At 69.4% G+C, this 15593-nt stretch carries 18 protein-coding genes and 1 tRNA gene; 9 read left to right on the top strand and 10 right to left on the bottom strand.

Annotated features, from left to right (window positions below; translation table 11 throughout):
• Positions 1 to 19: 19 nt before the first annotated feature.
• From PQI66_RS14050 to nth, 4 genes are read right to left on the bottom strand one after another with little or no spacing between them, the layout of a single operon-like run.
• Complete coding sequence (locus tag PQI66_RS14050) at positions 20 to 1216, bottom strand: MarP family serine protease (protein ID WP_339999141.1); 1197 nt, start codon at positions 1214 to 1216, stop codon at positions 20 to 22.
• Entirely contained in the window at positions 1213 to 2079 is an 867-nt protein-coding gene (locus tag PQI66_RS14045) for an NUDIX hydrolase (RefSeq protein ID WP_339999140.1), read from the bottom strand. The genes PQI66_RS14050 and PQI66_RS14045 overlap by 4 nt, the downstream gene beginning before the upstream one ends.
• Positions 2076 to 2822 carry a TlpA family protein disulfide reductase gene (locus PQI66_RS14040; protein ID WP_339999139.1) on the bottom strand — a complete coding sequence of 249 codons (747 nt, stop codon included), beginning with the start codon at positions 2820 to 2822 and terminating at the stop codon, positions 2076 to 2078. The genes PQI66_RS14045 and PQI66_RS14040 overlap by 4 nt, the downstream gene beginning before the upstream one ends.
• Positions 2819 to 3529: an endonuclease III gene (nth, locus tag PQI66_RS14035; RefSeq protein WP_339999138.1), complete on the bottom strand. Its 711-nt coding sequence runs from the start codon at positions 3527 to 3529 to the stop codon at positions 2819 to 2821. Before nth ends, PQI66_RS14040 begins: the two co-directional genes overlap by 4 nt.
• Before the next feature lie 170 nt (positions 3530 to 3699).
• Between nth and glxR the strand changes: the two genes are divergently transcribed.
• The 3 genes from glxR (at position 3700) to PQI66_RS14020 (ending at position 6172) form a co-directional block, all read left to right on the top strand.
• Positions 3700 to 4383, top strand: coding sequence for a CRP-like cAMP-activated global transcriptional regulator GlxR (glxR, locus tag PQI66_RS14030; protein WP_339999137.1), 684 nt, complete (start codon positions 3700 to 3702; stop codon positions 4381 to 4383).
• Between the two features lie 275 nt (positions 4384 to 4658).
• On the top strand, positions 4659 to 5258 hold the full coding sequence (locus tag PQI66_RS14025; RefSeq protein ID WP_339999136.1) for a TetR/AcrR family transcriptional regulator: 600 nt from the start codon (positions 4659 to 4661) through the stop codon (positions 5256 to 5258).
• A complete protein-coding gene (locus PQI66_RS14020) occupies positions 5255 to 6172 on the top strand; it encodes a DMT family transporter (RefSeq protein WP_339999135.1) in 918 nt (305 codons plus the stop codon). Before PQI66_RS14025 ends, PQI66_RS14020 begins: the two co-directional genes overlap by 4 nt.
• Before the next feature lie 5 nt (positions 6173 to 6177).
• Here the strand turns inward: PQI66_RS14020 and PQI66_RS14015 are convergent, their stop codons facing one another.
• The 4 genes from PQI66_RS14015 to PQI66_RS14000 all read right to left on the bottom strand — a co-directional run bounded on the left by PQI66_RS14015 (position 6178) and on the right by PQI66_RS14000 (position 8154).
• A complete protein-coding gene (locus tag PQI66_RS14015) occupies positions 6178 to 7002 on the bottom strand; it encodes an MBL fold metallo-hydrolase (protein ID WP_339999134.1) in 825 nt (274 codons plus the stop codon).
• A gap of 53 nt (positions 7003 to 7055) precedes the next feature.
• Positions 7056 to 7538, bottom strand: a complete 483-nt coding sequence (locus PQI66_RS14010) for a RidA family protein (protein ID WP_339999133.1) — start codon at positions 7536 to 7538, stop codon at positions 7056 to 7058.
• A 1-nt stretch (position 7539) separates the two neighbouring features.
• Positions 7540 to 7692, bottom strand: a complete 153-nt coding sequence (locus tag PQI66_RS14005; protein ID WP_075814027.1) for a DUF4177 domain-containing protein — start codon at positions 7690 to 7692, stop codon at positions 7540 to 7542.
• A 72-nt stretch (positions 7693 to 7764) separates the two neighbouring features.
• Entirely contained in the window at positions 7765 to 8154 is a 390-nt protein-coding gene (locus PQI66_RS14000; protein WP_339999132.1) for a WhiB family transcriptional regulator, read from the bottom strand.
• Positions 8155 to 8753: 599 nt separating this feature from the next.
• On the opposite strand from PQI66_RS14000, the gene PQI66_RS13995 reads away from it, so the two are divergent.
• From PQI66_RS13995 to PQI66_RS13970, 6 genes are all read left to right on the top strand, one after another.
• Complete coding sequence (locus tag PQI66_RS13995) at positions 8754 to 10958, top strand: transglycosylase domain-containing protein (protein WP_339999131.1); 2205 nt, start codon at positions 8754 to 8756, stop codon at positions 10956 to 10958.
• Between the two features lie 122 nt (positions 10959 to 11080).
• Positions 11081 to 11983 (top strand): metallophosphoesterase, encoded by a 903-nt coding sequence (locus PQI66_RS13990; RefSeq protein ID WP_445228041.1) that lies wholly within the window; start codon positions 11081 to 11083, stop codon positions 11981 to 11983.
• Positions 11984 to 12090: 107 nt separating this feature from the next.
• A tRNA-Pro gene (locus PQI66_RS13985) sits at positions 12091 to 12164 on the top strand.
• Between the two features lie 276 nt (positions 12165 to 12440).
• Positions 12441 to 13106, top strand: a complete 666-nt coding sequence (locus PQI66_RS13980) for a glycosyltransferase (RefSeq protein WP_339999130.1) — start codon at positions 12441 to 12443, stop codon at positions 13104 to 13106.
• A gap of 187 nt (positions 13107 to 13293) precedes the next feature.
• On the top strand, positions 13294 to 13491 hold the full coding sequence (locus PQI66_RS13975) for a CsbD family protein (protein ID WP_339999129.1): 198 nt from the start codon (positions 13294 to 13296) through the stop codon (positions 13489 to 13491).
• A 32-nt stretch (positions 13492 to 13523) separates the two neighbouring features.
• Positions 13524 to 13823, top strand: a complete 300-nt coding sequence (locus PQI66_RS13970; protein WP_339999128.1) for a GlsB/YeaQ/YmgE family stress response membrane protein — start codon at positions 13524 to 13526, stop codon at positions 13821 to 13823.
• 115 nt (positions 13824 to 13938) lie between these two features.
• Here the strand turns inward: PQI66_RS13970 and PQI66_RS13965 are convergent, their stop codons facing one another.
• Complete coding sequence (locus tag PQI66_RS13965; RefSeq protein ID WP_339999127.1) at positions 13939 to 14637, bottom strand: response regulator transcription factor; 699 nt, start codon at positions 14635 to 14637, stop codon at positions 13939 to 13941.
• A 76-nt stretch (positions 14638 to 14713) separates the two neighbouring features.
• Positions 14714 to 15571 (bottom strand): aldo/keto reductase, encoded by an 858-nt coding sequence (locus PQI66_RS13960; protein WP_339999126.1) that lies wholly within the window; start codon positions 15569 to 15571, stop codon positions 14714 to 14716.
• Positions 15572 to 15593: the final 22 nt, after the last annotated feature.

Here is a 15593-nt window from a genome sequence, read left to right as displayed (position 1 = left end):
GTTGCAGGCCTCGAGCCGCTCAGTTCACCACACACTTCTGGGTGTCCACCGGCCTCCGGTACGAGGCGATGTCGCCGACGTGGGAGAGCACCTCGTCCCTGGTCAGGGCGTAGCCGGTGTCCGAGTCCCCGACGGCGGCGCCGAAGACCAGGCCGAGGACCCGGCCCTCGGTGTCGAGCAGCGGGCCACCGGAGTTGCCCTGCACGACCGTGCCGCGCAGCGTGTAGGCCTCGCGGTCCACGCGCGCGTCGGCGTAGATGTCCGGTCCGGAGACCGTGAACAGCTCGCGGATGCGTGCCGGGGTGGCCTGGAAGGGCCCGCCCAGCGGGAAGCCCATGACGATGGCGTCGTCGTTCTGGGCGGCGGGAGCGTCGGCCCAGTCCAGGGTGGGCAGCGTCGTGCCGTCCGTCGTGCGGATCAGGGCGATGTCCTCCGACGGGTTGTAGTAGACGACCTCCCCCTCGGCGTCGCCGTCGACGGTCTCCAGGGCGACCCGCCCGGTTCCCGCGACGACGTGGGCGTTCGTCATGACCAGGTCGGGTTCGACGGCGAAGCCGGAGCCCTGCAGGATCCGGCTGCACTGCTCGGCCTCCCCGAGCACCCGGACCAGCGACGGGCGCGCCTCGGCGACGACCGGGTTGTCCGAGAGGGCGGTGTCGGGGGCGTCGACCTCGGCGGAGGGCACGTCGTCGAAGGGGTCGGTGATGACGGGGAACCCGGAGTCGCTGAAGAACGACGCCGTCTGCTGCGGCAGCGCCTCCAGCCACGACGGGGCGACGTCGCTGACCCCGGAGAGGATCGACGAGCCGCGCACCGACTTACCCAGGTCGCCCGAGTTGTTCCCGGCCACCGGCACGACGATCAGCCACACCACGACCACGGTGGTGACGACCTGCACCAGCGCTCCGACGACGGAGTCGACGCGGAGCGCGAACCGGGTGCGGATGAGGTCCCGCAACCGCCCGCCGATGATCGAGCCGAGGGTGTAACCGAGCACGACCGATCCGGCGACGACAGCGAGTGCGGCGAGGAACCGTTGGGTGTCGCCGTCGACGTAGCCCATCACCCACGGCAGGATCCGCAGGCCGAGCACACCGCCGCCGAGCACGCCGGCCAGCGACAGCAGCGCGGAGAATCCGCCCTGGCGCCACCCGGACAGCAGCGCGAACACGGCGATGACGACCAGGGCGACGTCGACGATGACCGAGCCGCTCACCGGACCCCCTCCCCGCTGCCGAGCTCCCCGCCCATCCGGTCGCCGAGGGCCTCGGCGGCCAGGTTCTCGCCGTTGCGGGACGCCTCCAGCGCGGCGAACAGGTCGCCGACCGCGGCCGGCGCACCGTCGGACCAGGGGTCTTCCCAGGTCTCGTCCCACCCGGCGATCCGCAGCAGTGCGTCCACCACGCCGCCGGTGAAGCCCCACAGCAGGTAGCCGTCGACGTCGAAGGCGGGTCCGTGCCAGCCGAGGAAACCGATCCTGCTGCGTGACGCCGGCGCCGCCAGACGTGCCACCGGGTAGGCACGCACCCAGTCGGACTCCTGCGTCGCCGGGCGCACCGGACCCGGTGTGCGCCACCAGGCGATGACGGGGATGACCGCGTGGTTCGTCCGGTCGATGTACAGCGGGTCCATCACGGTGACCGGTACGACGGAGTCGGGGTCGAGGGCGGTCTCCTCCACCGCCTCACGCACGGCGGTGTCGACCGGGCCGGCGTCCTGGGGTTCCCGACGTCCCCCGGGGAACGCGATCTGCCCGGAGTGGGTGCGCATCCTCGGATTGCGGTGGGTCAGCAGCACCGTCGTCCCGCCGTCTGCGTCCTCACCGAGCAGCACGAGGACGGCGGAGTAGCGCGGCGGGGTGCCGTCCGGCCCCGTCTCCGGGACGGTGCGCGCGGGTTCGCTGAAGATTCCCGCGGCCGCGTCCTCACCGGACTCCGTCCGCGCGGCCGCCACAAGGTCGCGGACCCACCCGGGCAGGTCAGCGGGCAGATCTGGCTGCACCTGGGCGGCGTCCAGCCAGTCCTGCAGGGTGTGCTCCCGGTCGCTGGTGTCGGCGGGGCGCGCGGTGGGTCGGCTCATGAGTTCCCCATACTACGTGCCATGAGCTCCTCGACCTGCTCCACGGAGGTCAGCTCGCCGGGATGCATCTCCAGGCGCGAACCGTCGGTGCCGTAGACCACCGACAGCGGCACGACCGCAGGCAGGGATGCTGCCGCGGCGACGGCCCCGGTGGAGTCCTGGAAGCTGGCGAAGCGTACGTCCAGGTCGGCGAGCAGGTCCACGCCGGCCTGGCCGCGTTCGTTGGCGTGCACGCCGACAATGTTCCATTCCGGGTGCCTGTCGGCGACCTCCTGGAGAACCGGGAGTTCCTGGCGGCACGGTCCGCACCACCACGCCCACACGTTGACCAGGGTGGGACGCCCCGCCGCCAGCTCGGCGACCGACACCCCGGACTCGTCGCCGCCGTCGGTGAGACACGGCAGGACGACGTCGGCGAGCTCGGCGTCCGGAGCGAGCGGACCGTCCCCGTCACCGCCCTGCGGGCACGCCCGACGCTGTGCCGCGGGCACGGTGTAGGACGTGCCGGCCGGGTCCGGGGACGAGGTCTGCCCACCGGGCTCACCCGGCCCGGCCGTGCCGGTCGCACCGGCCGCGCCGGACGGCGCAGGGGACGCCGCCGGCGCCGGGGCGTCCTGCCCGCCGGTCAGCGATATGATCATCGGCACCGCCGCCACCGCCAGCCCGACGACGACCACCACGACCAGCAGAACGGTGCGCAGCCGTGAGTCCGGTGTCCCCGGCGTCTCTGGAGTCCCCGTCATGCCGGCTCCGTGATCTCGGCCGACGGGCACTGCGGTGCCAGGACACAGGCGGCGCAGTCCGGCCGCCGGGAGTGGCAGACCCGCCGGCCGTGGAAGATCAGCCGATGCGAGAACATCGTCCACTCCGTCTTCTCCACCATCGCGGTGATCTCCCGCTCGACGGCGACCGCGTCGGTCTGCGTGGTCAGCCCGAGACGGCGCAGCACCCGTCCGACGTGGGTGTCCACCGGGAAACCGGGCACCCCGAAGGCGTTGCCGAGCACGACGTTGGCGGTCTTGCGTCCGACACCCGGCAGGGCGTCGAGCGCGTCCATCGTGGCCGGGACCTCTCCCCCGTGGTCCTGGCACAGCGCCGCACCCAGCCCGATGAGGCTCGCGGCCTTGTTCCGGAAGAACCCCGTCGGCCGGATGACCTCCTCCAGCCGCGCCCGGTCGGCACCGGCGTACGCGGCGGCGTCGGGGAACTCGCGGAACAGCGCCGGCGTGACCTTGTTGACACGCTTGTCCGTGCACTGGGCCGACAGCACCGTGGCGACGAGCAGTTCCAGGGGCGTGGAGTAGTCCAGCTCGCAGTGCGCGTCCGGGTACTCCTGCGCCAGCGTCCGGTTCACCCGGCGGGTCCGACGGGTCCGGGCCAACGGGGTCTCACCGGAGAGGCGGTGACGCGCCGCGGAGTGTGATGGCTGTGAAGGTGACGTGGCGACCATGGTGGGGACAGTCTAGCCCGCGTTCCACAGAAGATGCCCCCTACGCTGTATTGTGTGGAGTGACCCTTTTTCACGCGCCGGTGTGACCAACCAGTCACACCCGGCCAGCACCGCCAGCGTGCCACCGCACAGCAGACGAACAGTACCAAGACCAGGAGTCAGACGAGCAAATGGGTGAAGTACCTGAGATCCTGTCTCGCGCCGGAATTTTCCAGGGTGTCGAGACCACCGCGGTCAACGCACTCATCGAGCAGTTGGAGTCGGTGACGTTCCCCCGCGGCACGACCATCTTCGACGAAGGCGAACCGGGCGACCGGCTCTACATCATCATCAGCGGCAAGGTGAAGCTGGCGCGGCACGCCCCGGACGGGCGCGAGAACCTGCTGACGATCATGGGCCCGTCCGACATGTTCGGCGAACTGTCCATCTTCGACCCGGGACCGCGCACCTCCGCAGCGGTGTGCGTCACCGAGATGACCGCCGCCACCATGGACTCGCAGATGCTGCACGACTGGATCTCCGACCACCCCGAGATCTCCGAGCAGCTGCTGCGCGTCCTGGCCCGTCGTCTGCGCCGCACGAACAACACGTTGGCCGACCTCATCTTCACCGACGTTCCCGGCCGTGTGGCCAAGGCGTTGCTCCAGTTGGCGAACCGGTTCGGTGTGCAGGAGGGTGGCGCGCTGCGCGTCCACCACGACCTGACGCAGGAGGAGATCGCCCAGCTCGTCGGCGCCTCCCGCGAGACGGTCAACAAGGCCCTGGCCGAGTTCGCCCACCGCGGGTGGATCCGGCTGGAGGGCAAGTCGGTGCTAATCTCCGACACCGAGCGGCTGGCCAAGCGCGCCCGCTGACGCTGGCTTCACGGTGGCTCTCGTCTCAGCGTGAGTTTCTGTCCCAGTTTTCTCCCCGGGTAACACCGGGAGAAGGGACGGACACTCACGCTTTTTGCCGTCCACGGACTACCGGCTCCGTGTGATTCAGGTGCCAGGATCTGTCGCCACAGCGCCGTTGAGCCGACCGATTCTGGCACCTGAATGACATTGCCGTACCCCTGGGTCTCGACTCTCCGGAAAAGTAGGTAGACTGATCTGGCTACTGAGAACGACCGAGGAAACCGGAGACCACCGTGCCCAATGCGCCGACCACCCGCCGTCGACCCGCCTACGGCCGCATCCTCGCTGCCGCCACCGACCTGTTCTACGAGAGAGGCATCGCCGCCACGGGCATCGACGCCGTCATCGAGCACGCGGGCGTCGCACGCAAGAGCCTGTACAACAACTTCGCGTCCAAGGACGAACTCATCGCCGCCGTCATCGAGCAGCGCCACCACCAGTGGCTGGAGTTCTACCGCACCCGGCTCGACGCCGCGGGGCCGTCGCCGCACGACCGGGTCCTCGCCGTCTTCGACGCCTACGCTGACCACGCCGAGTCGGACGGCGCCTGCTTCCGCGGCTGCGGCCTGCTCAACAGTGCCGCGGAGTTCCCGGCCGACTCCCCACCCCGGGCCCAGGTCAGCAGGCACAAGCAGGAGGTCGAGGACCTGCTCCAGACTGCCGTGCGCCCGGCCTGCCCGTCCGGTGAGATCGCCCAGGCCACGGCGGCGCACCTGTCCTTCCTGTTGGAGGGTGCGATGACCCGGTCCGGGCTCGACGGCACGACCGCACATCTGCACCGTGCCCGCGCCATCGCCGAACAGATCGTCCGCCACGCGGACACGACCGCGTGACACCGTCGCGCATCCCGGCGCTACTCGCCGTCACCGTCACTGCCGTCCTGTGGGGGACCACCGGCACCGCCGCCAGTCTCGCCGACGGCGTCGGCCCACTGGCGATCGGCGCGGTCTCCCTCGGTGTCGGCGGCCTGCTCCAGGCGGTGATCGCCGCACCCGACCTGCGCCGCACACGGACGTTGCTGCGCAGGCACCGGGGTCTGATCCTGCTCGGGGGTCTCGCCGTCTTCACCTACCCCCTGGCCTTCTACAGCTCGATGCATCTCGCCGGCGTGGCGGTCGGCACGGTGATCTCCCTGGCGTCGGCACCCTTGTCCGCCGGGGTGATCGAGAAGATGACGGCAGGCACCACCCTGGGGCCGTGGTGGTCCGGCGCCGCCGGACTCGGGATCACCGGGGCGGTGCTGATCAGCGTCGCCTCCGGTGGGGAGGACTCGGACGCGGACGGGGCACGGACCCTCGCCGGGATCGCGCTCGGCCTGCTGGCCGGGGTGTCCTACGCCCTGTACGCGTGGGTGGCGTTCCGGCTGATGCTCGTCGGGACGGGGCGCGCCGCAGCGATGGGCTCGGTCTTCGGTGTGGGTGGGGCACTGCTCGTGCCGGTGCTGCTGGTCACTGGCGCCCCACTCCTCGATTCGGCGACCACGCTGGGCGTGGCCGTCTACATCTCGCTGGTGCCGATGTTCCTGGGGTACGTGTTGTTCGGGTACGGACTCACCCGGCTCTCCCCGAGCACGGCGACCACGGTGACGTTGCTGGAGCCTGCCGTGGCGGCGCTGCTGGCGGTACTGGTCGTCGGCGAACGCCTCGCACCGCTGGGGTGGGTCGGTCTCGTCCTGATTGGACTGGTGCTGGTGCTCCTCGCACTGACACCGGAACGCGGACGGGACGGAGGCGCGCGCGCCGGCTGACCGGTCTACAGCTTGCCGAGGTGACGCAGCGCGACCCGGGTCGACTGCTTGGCGGAGTCGCGCAGGACCGGGTCGACGTCGGTGTAGATCTTGTCGACGATCTGCCCGACGGTGGCGTCCTCCCCCAGTGTCGCCACCGCATCAACGACCTGACGCAGACGGTGCTCCCTGCGTTGCAGGTACTTGACCGCCAACTGGGCGGTGTCCTCCCGGTCCGGTCCGTGGCCGGGGAGCATCCGCACCCCGGACCCGCGGCGGACCAGCAGGCGCAGTGTGTCCAGGTAGTCCCCCAGGTCACCGGTGGTCTCCGAGATCATCGTCGTGTGCCGACCGGCGATGGTGTCGCCGGTGAGGATGGCTTCGAGATCCTCCCGGGACTCCCCGCCACGGGTGTGCACGCCGAAACAGACGGAGTCGTCGGTGTGTCCCGGTGTCGCCATCACCTCGACGGACGGGGTGAGGCCGTCGTACCGGATGACCTCTCCGTCGACGAGGGGGTCACCGGCGATGCAGTAGCGCTTGTCGACGGCGCGCACAGGTGCCCCGACCAGCTGGCGGAGCCGGGCGGCACCGTCGGCGTGGTCGGGGTGGTGGTGGGTCAGGAGGATCAGCGCCACCTCCGCGCCGTCCTGGGTGGCTTTGCGCCGGAGAACGTTGAGGTGTCCCTCATCGTGCGGGCCCGGGTCGACGATCACACTCGCCGTGTCCCCGGGGGCACGGATGACCCACGAGTTGGTGCCTTCGAGTGCCTGGTAGCTGGGATTGTCGCACAGGACCACTCCGACGGAGGGGGTGACGGGACGCAACTGGCTGTACGCGGGATGCTCCATGCCACCGATCCTACTGCGGGTGACGCCGATCGACAGGTCCGGCGGGGGTGGGACTAGGACACGCGGACGGTCAGCTCGACCTCGACCGGGCTGCCCAGGGGCAGTTCGGCGACGCCGACGGCGCTGCGGGCATGCGCACCGGCCTCGCCGAAGATCTCACCGAGCAGCTCGGAGGCCCCGTTGACCACGCCAGGCTGCCCGCCGAAGCCGGGGGCCGATGCCACGAACCCGACGACCTTGACGATCTGGCGGACGTTGTCGACGCCCACCAGGTCGTCGATCGCCGCCAGTGCGTTGAGGGTGGCGGTACGGGCGTAGGCCGTCGCGTCCGCCGGGGAGACCGCTGCACCGTCCTCGCCGACGGCTCCGGTGGCCGGCAGTGCCCCGTCCGTGAAGGGCAGCTGGCCCGAGGTGAAGACGAGGTCACCGGTCTGCACGGCGGGGACGTAGGAGGCGACCGGTGCGGCGACGGGGGGAAGCGTGATGCCCAGCTCGGCGAGGCGGTCGGTGACGGTGGAGCCGGTGCCGTCCGTCATCTTACTTCTCCCGCTTCAGGTAGGCGACGTGCTGTTCACCGGTGGGACCGGGGAGGACGGACACGAGCTCCCAGCCGTCCTCACCCCAGTTGTCCAGGATCTGCTTGGTCGCGTGGGTCAGAAGCGGAACGGTGGCGTATTCCCATTGAGTCATGCCCACGAGTATACAAAGGCTCCGTCCCCGGGCCGCGACCCCGCGAGGGCGCCGGAGCAGGGGCCGGGACGGCTACTGGGTGGCTTCGAGCTGACCGGCGAAGAAGTCCGCCCAGCTCTCCACCTCAGGGTGCTTGCGCAGCAGGGCACGGCGCTGACGCTCGGTCATGCCGCCCCACACACCGAACTCGACCTCGTTGTCCAGGGCGTCCGCCCGGCACTGCAGCACCACGGGACAGTGACGGCAGATCGCCACAGCCTTACGCTGGGCCGCCCCGCGGACGAACAGCTCCTCGGGGTCGATGTTGCGGCAGTGTGCCTGGGTGATCCACTCACCCCGGTTGTTGAAGGATTCGCGGGTGGTGACCTGACCGGCCGTGCGGTGCAGGACGCCCTGGTTGCCGCTGCGCACCTCGGGGGTGGCGTCGGTGATGGTGTCGGGCTGTCGGAGTGAAGCGGTCATGATGTCCTTCCGCTGTGGATGGTGGCCGGGAGTTGACGATCCCCGGCTCCGGAGATCGAGGCCCCGGAAGTGATCATCAGCAAACTGCGTGTAAGTGTATTCACACAGATTTAGAAGTGTCGAATCGCACACGGTCCGAGAAAGTGTGTGGCACATCACCGCGCGGGACGGTGAGGCTCCCCGCGCCATCCCGCCGCGCCATCCCGCCGACGTCCGACCGGCGCCCCGCGCGCCGGAGCGGATTTTCCCGCCCTACAGCACACCCGGGGCCGCGGCGGGCCGGAATGGAACGAGCGTCCCAGAAAATGTGCTGGTCATCACATTAACGCCACTTAGATCACCGTACTGTGACTTCGGTCACCGATCCGCGTTTCCGCCACACGAACCCCCGCCGCACTGTTACCGCAGGCGCCGTGACCCGTCACCGTCGGCCTGTCGGGACGCCGTGACCATACCGCCGGGACGCCGCCCGCCCAGCCTCCCCAGCACCACCCCCGCACGCTCCCCCTGCCCGGCCGCCGTCCGGCCGCTGCAGCCTCCCCGCACCCGGATCCCGGGACAGGCTCCCCGGCGCCGACCCCATCCGATACCCTTTTCGTGTGACTTACCTCAGGAGCGCGGCCACACTCACCCTCGCCATCGTCTTGACCGGCGTGCTGACCGCCTTCGCCGCCGTACCCCTGGTCGGTGGTGCCGGCCTGGCGGTCAACGCCGGCTCCGACACCGTGGACAGCGACCTCGCCGACATCGACGACAACGAGTCCCTCCCCGAGGTCAGCACCATCACCGACCGCGACGGCAACATGCTCGCCACCCTCTACGACCAGCGCCGCTACCCCGTCGCCGAGGACGAGATCGCCGACAGCATGAAACAGGCCATCGTCGCGATCGAGGACCGCCGCTTCTACGAGCACGACGGCGTCGACGTCCGGGGCACCCTGCGTGCGCTCGCCGCCAACTTCTCCAGCGGCGGAGTGGAGCAGGGCGCCTCCACCATCGACCAGCAGTACATCAAGAACTACCTGCTGCTCATCGACGCCGCGAACGACGAAGAACGGGCCGCCGCGACCGAGACCTCCGCCACCCGCAAGCTGCGGGAGATGAAGATGGCCACCGACCTGGAGAAGCGCTACTCCAAGGACGAGATCCTTACCCGGTACCTCAACCTCATCTCCTTCGGTAACGGCGCCTACGGCATCGAGGCCGCCGCGCGGACCTACTTCTCCACCAGCGCCGCCGAGCTCACCGTCCCTCAGGCCGCGCTGCTGGCCGGCATGGTGCAGTCCACCAGCGCCCACGACCCGTGGGTGAATCCGGAGAGTTCGCAGGCCCGGCGCGATGCCGTACTCAACGCCATGGCCGACACCGGAGCGATCGGGCCGGAGGAGCGTGACCGTTTCCTCGCCGAGCCCCTCGGTGTCAACGACAACCCCGTCGGACAGGCCAACGGCTGCATCGGCGCAGACAACGCCGGATTCTTCTGCGACTACGTCCTGTCCTACCTCGACGACCACGACCTCGACACCGACGAACTCGCCCGCGGCGGGTACACGGTGCGCACCACCCTGGATCCCGACGCGCAGGACGCCGCAGTGAACGCCGTGCGCTCCCAGGCCGACGCCGCCGCCCCGGGGGTGTCGATGGCCTCGAACTTCATCGCCCCCACCGACGACGCCCACGAGGTCATCGCCATGGCCTCGTCCCGCACCTACGGACTCGACGCGGACGTCAGCGAGACCGTCCTGCCGGTCACCCACACACCCGAGGGTAACGGCGCGGGCAGTATCTTCAAGATCTTCGCCGCGGCCGCCGCCATGGAGAACGGCATGGGCCTGGACACCACCCTGGACGTCCCCTCCCGTATCGAGGTCGCGGGCATGGGCAGCGGCGGTGCCGCCGGCTGTCCCGCCAACCGGTACTGCGTGGAGAACGCCGGTGACTTCAAGAACCGGATGAGTCTGCGTGAAGCACTGGCCACCAGCCCGAACACCCCGTTCGTGGCGATGGCGGAGAAGCTCGGCACAGAACGGATGACCGACATCGCCGTCCAACTGGGGCTGAGGTCCTACGGCACGCCCGGGTCCTACGACGGGGAGAGCTCCGTCGCCGACTTCATCAAGGACAGCAACCTCGGGTCCTTCGTCCTGGGCCCGTTGGAGGTCAACCCGCTTGAGCTGGCGAATGTCTCCGCCAGTCTCGCCGACCACGGTCGGTGGTGCGAACCCTCACCTGTCCTGTCGGTCACCGACCACAACGGTGACGAGGTCGCCCTGGACACCCCGGACTGCGAGCAGGCGCTGTCCCGCGGGGTCGCCGACGCACTGGCCAACGGCATGGGCGGCGACGTCCGCAACGGCACCGCCTCCGACGCGGCCGACGCGTCGGGGTGGAACGGCCCGATCTCCGCGAAGACCGGCACCACCGAGACCAGCCTCTCCGCCGCCTTCCTCGGCTTCACACCGGGTCTGGCCGGAGCGACCTACGCCTTCAACGACGGCTCCCAGTCGTCGCCGCTGTGCACCTCACCGCTGCGCCAGTGCGGCGACGGCAACCTGTACGGCGGCAACGAGCCGGCACGGTCCTTCTTCACCGCAGCGAACTCCATCGCCGCGAGTTACGGCGGCACCGGTCTCCCGCGCTACAACCGCGACTACGACCGCGGCAACCCCACCCGGTACCGCAATGCGGCGACGTCCGCAGGCCCCGCCCCGGCTGCTGCCGCGCCGGCGGCACCGGTCACCTCAGCACCCGAACCGGAGAGCCCCAGCGCCGGGTGGAACATGACGCTCGACGAGTTCGAGTAGAGGCCCGGAGGGGCACCGGGCCCCACCACCCCACCGTTACACTGGGCAGGGTGAGTATCCGACGCAGCCCCGACCACCCGCCCGTCTCCCGCAGAGAGGCGTCCCGCGCACCGTCGCGTACGCTGTCCCGGGCGTTCTCCGTCGTGGGAGGGTTGGCCGCCGCCGGCGCCGCCACCGCCCTGGCCGCGTTCGCGGAGACACGTGCGTTCGTCCTGCACGAGGTCACCGTCCCCGTCCTGCCCGCCGGCACCCTGGCCGAGGGACAGGACGCGTTCACCATCCTCCACATCTCTGACCTGCACATGCTGGCCAACCAGCGGATCAAGCAGCACTGGGTCGCCGGGCTCGACGCCCTGGAACCCGACCTGGTGGTCAACACCGGCGACAACCTGGGCGAGGAGCAGGCGGTCCCCGCGGTCCTCCGGGCGCTCGGACCGCTGCTGCGCCGCCCGGGGGTGTTCATCTTCGGCAGCAACGACTACTACGCCCCGCACCCGGTGAACCCGTTCAACTACCTGCTCGGCAAGCGCAACAAGCCCAGCGACGTCGAGCTGCCGTGGAAGGGCATGCGGGCCGCGTTCGTCGAACACGGGTGGGAGGACGCCACGCACCGTCGGGTCGATTTCGCCACCGCCGGAGTGAAGCTCGCCGTGGGCGGCGTGGACGACCCCCACCTCGACCGGGACGACTACGACGCGCTCGGCGGCCCGCCGAACGCCGAGGCCGATCTGGCGATCGGACTGTCGCACTCCCCGGAGCCGCGGGTGCTCGACGAGTTCGCCGCCGACGGGTACCAGCTGATGATGTCGGGCCACACCCACGGTGGGCAGCTGTGCCTGCCCGGTGGCCGGGCGATCATCACCAACTGCGGCGTCGACCGGTCCCGTGCCTCCGGGCTGTCCCGGTGGTCCGAACGGATGTGGCTGCATGTGACCAACGGGCTGGGCACGTCGAAGTACGTGCCGTTCCGGACGTTCTGCCGTCCGTCGGCGACCGTGGTCAGGGTCGTCGAGCGCACGTCCTGACACCACCACTGTCCTGCTGTTTTGCCAGCGGGCCGATGACCCGTCTATAGTGCTTACCTGTTGCGACACAGCGATTCCCGTCAGGGATGAGGTGTGCCGTTCCAGACCGGGGTATGGCGCAGCTTGGCAGCGCGCTTCGTTCGGGACGAAGAGGTCGTGGGTTCAAATCCCGCTACCCCGACAGCCAGAGGAACACCCTCCGACCTGCACAGGCAGGACGGAGGGTGTTTTTCTCGTCCATATTCGTCGCTCAGCAGGGCCTGCCCCCACCCTCAGGGGTGTGTCCGACGACTCAGGTTCCTCCTAATGTTGTCCGGATGACACGTTTCACCCCGTCCAGCGAGCACCATGCCCCGCCGGTGCCACTACCGCCCACGGTCCGTCGGGCACGGGGCGCGGCGGTGCCGTCCGCAACCGGCACCATGCCTGACGGTCCGCCCGCCGTGTGGGGTGGGCGATGACGACCGTGCACGGCCCCGACAGCCTCGACGGTCCTGACAGCCCCACTGGCACAGTCGCGGCGATCTCGGTGGTGATGCCGGTACACAATGAGGCGTCGACGGTTGCACCGGCCGTCCGCGCGATCATCGGGGCTTCCCGGAAGGTGAATCTTCCCGTCACGCTGACCGTGGTCTTCGACCGCTGCACCGACTCCAGCGAGGCGCAGGTGGACGAGCTCCGGGCAGCCTGCGTCCAGCCGGAGATCCGGACGCTGTCCGGCTACTTCCCCCACGTCAACGCCGCGCGCAACGCCGGTGTGGCGGACGCCGCCGTCTGGGGAGCATCGGCCGGTGTCGCTCTCGGGTGCCACTGGACGGCGCACACCGATCCCGGTTCCCTGGTCCCGCCACACTGGCTGTCGCATCTCCGCGACGCCGCGGACGCCGGCCACGACCTGGTCATCGGCGTGGTCCACCCCACCGACGACGAGACACCGCATGCCGTCCTGCCGGGGCAGGCCCGACCGTCCCTCGGTGTGCGGCTCGACACGCTCCTCGCCGTCGGCGGGTTCGCCGACACGGCCACGGACGGAGACCTCGCAACCGTGCGACGCCTCAAGGAGCTCGGCGTGCCGTGGACGGCAACGGAGGACGGGCAGGGAGCACACTCACCTACCAGTTAATGCCTTTTCAATTTCCGGACAAGGTCGATTCTCCTCCAGTGCGGAGAATCGTCCATTGACGCATGTATTTGTGACATTTACCCCTGCACGTCAACCGGAAAATTTCGGTTGTCCGCACCCCACAGTGGAGAACTATTCACGTACAGTCGGACACTGACATTGTTTTCGACGATCGAAAGGAGACCCCGTGGGACTCGACGACAAGATCAAGAACAAGGCGGAGGACGCGACCGGCAAGGCCAAGGAAGCTGCTGGCGACGCCACCGGAAACGACCGTCTCAAAGGAGACGGCAAAACCGACCAGGCAAAGTCCAGCGTCAAAGACGCCGCAGAGAACGCCAAGGACAAGGTGTCCGAAGGCATCGACAAGATCACCGGAAACTAACACCCGACGACTTTTCCTGAACGGAGAATGACATGGACTCCACCACTCTCATCCTCGCGGCGGAATCAGCACCCCCGCTCGGTTTCATCGGCTGGATCATCGTCGGTGGTCTCGCCGGCTGGATCGGCTCGAAGATCATGGGCACCGACGCCTCGATGGGGATCCTCCTCAACATCGTCGTCGGTGTCATCGGCGGCTTCCTCGGCGGTTGGCTGCTGACGCTGTTCGGTGTCGACGTCGCCGGCGGAAACATCTTCTTCAGCTTCATCACCTGCCTGATCGGTGCGGTGATCCTGCTGTGGATCGTCGGCTTGGTGACGCGCAAGAGGTAGTCACGTCGACGACTGGCGTCCCACAGGAGAAGGCCCCGCCCGGAAAGCAACTGCTTTCCCGGGCGGGGCCTTCTCACGGAGCGACGGTCTACCGGCGCGCCGCCCCCAGCGCAAGCTACTGCGTGATTCGCTCCCGCTTCGGCGGAACCATACCGTGCTCCATCCCCCAGCGCACCGCCTGCGAACGCCGCTCCACGCCCATCTTCCGGTACGCCGAGCGGATGCACGACTTCAACGAGTTGATCGTGATGTAGCTCCGCGTCGCGATCTCCGCGTTCGTCAGCCCGCGGGTGATCAGCGCGACGATCTCCGCCTCCCGGGCGGTCAAGCCCTCCGCCTGACCCGGCCACGTCCCCCGTGCCAACGCAGGATCGGCCGCCGCACCCCCTCCCCGCTCGACGATCTCGGCGGTGTCCGAGACCAGGACGTCCCCCGCCCCGATCGCCTCGAGACACGCCACGAGCACCCCGGCGCCCATCGACTTGTCGAGGTAGCCCCGACATCCCTTGTCCAGGGCAGCCTGGATGAGATCCGCCTGCATGTTCCAGCTGTAGACCACCACGCGGCCCGCATCCGGGTCGGCGAGGACCTCGTCGATCTCGTCGCCGTCAGCCTGGGTCAGCCCGAAGGTGTCGTAGAGGGTGAGGTCCACCGTGCACTCACCGGTGGTGCCGACGTCGGTTTCCACGATCCGGATGCGCTCCGGGTACGGCGCAAGCATCCCCCGGAGTCCGGCGACCACTACCTCGTAGTCGTTGAGCAGGCGGATCCGGAGGGGCGACGGGGACGAGGACGGGGAAGACGGAGTAGTCACGCACCCGAGTCTACTGGTCAGCGACCTCCGACCCGGACGATACGGTCGACCCGGTGCACCCGGGCCACCCTGACGGTCAGAATTCCTCGTAGGTCGCCGGATCCTGCCCCTTGAGCCGACCGTCGGGGTTGCCCAGCGCGGTGATGGCGGTGATCTCGTCCGCGGTGAGCTCGAGTGTCAGGGACTCGAGGTTCTCCCGCTGCCGTGCCCGGGTCGCCGCCTTCGGGATCGCCAGTGAACCGACCGCCCGGTGCCACGCCAGGACCACCTGCCCCGGTGTCGCGTCGTGCGCCCGGGCGGCGTCCTGCACCGGCACGCTGTCCAGGGCCGCGCCGCGCCCCAACGGGCTCCAGCCTTCGGTGATCACCCCGTGCGCGGTATTCCACTCCAGCGCGCCGACCTGAGGGAAGGCCGGGTGGAGTTCGATCTGGTTGACCTCCGGCAGTTCACCGGTCTCCTTCTCGAGCACCTCCATGTGTTCGGGCAGGAAGTTGCAGACGCCGATGTGCGTGACCAGTCCCCGCTCGCGTGCTTCGATCAGGGCCCGCCATGCCTCGACGTAGTGCCCCTGCTTCGGGTTCGGCCAGTGGATCAGGTAGAGGTCGATCGGGCCGACGCCGGAGCGGTGGTAGGACTCCTCGACCGTGGCCAACGCTGACGTCCGCTCGTGGTAGCGCCCGGGGAGTTTGCTGGTGTAGATGATCTCCTCACGCGCGGCGACGCCACGCTCGACGGCGGCACGGATGCCTGCACCGACGGTGCCCTCATTCTCGTAGTTGTAGGCGGAGTCGATGAGCCGGTAGCCGAGCTCGAGGGCACCGGTGACGGCCTCGCTGCCGTCGGCCCCCCGCAACTTGTAGGTCCCGAAGCCGAGGGCGGGGAGCTCCAGGGGGTCGGACGTCGGCGCGGGTGCGGGTGATGATGTGGTTGACATCCTCCCGATGGTAACAACACCC

The sequence above is a fragment of the Corynebacterium sp. USCH3 genome, from assembly GCF_037619475.1.
Classification (GTDB): Bacteria; Actinomycetota; Actinomycetes; order Mycobacteriales; family Mycobacteriaceae; genus Corynebacterium.
The sequence above is the reverse complement of the archived record's forward strand: the minus strand, read 5'-3'. Positions and strand labels throughout refer to the sequence as shown.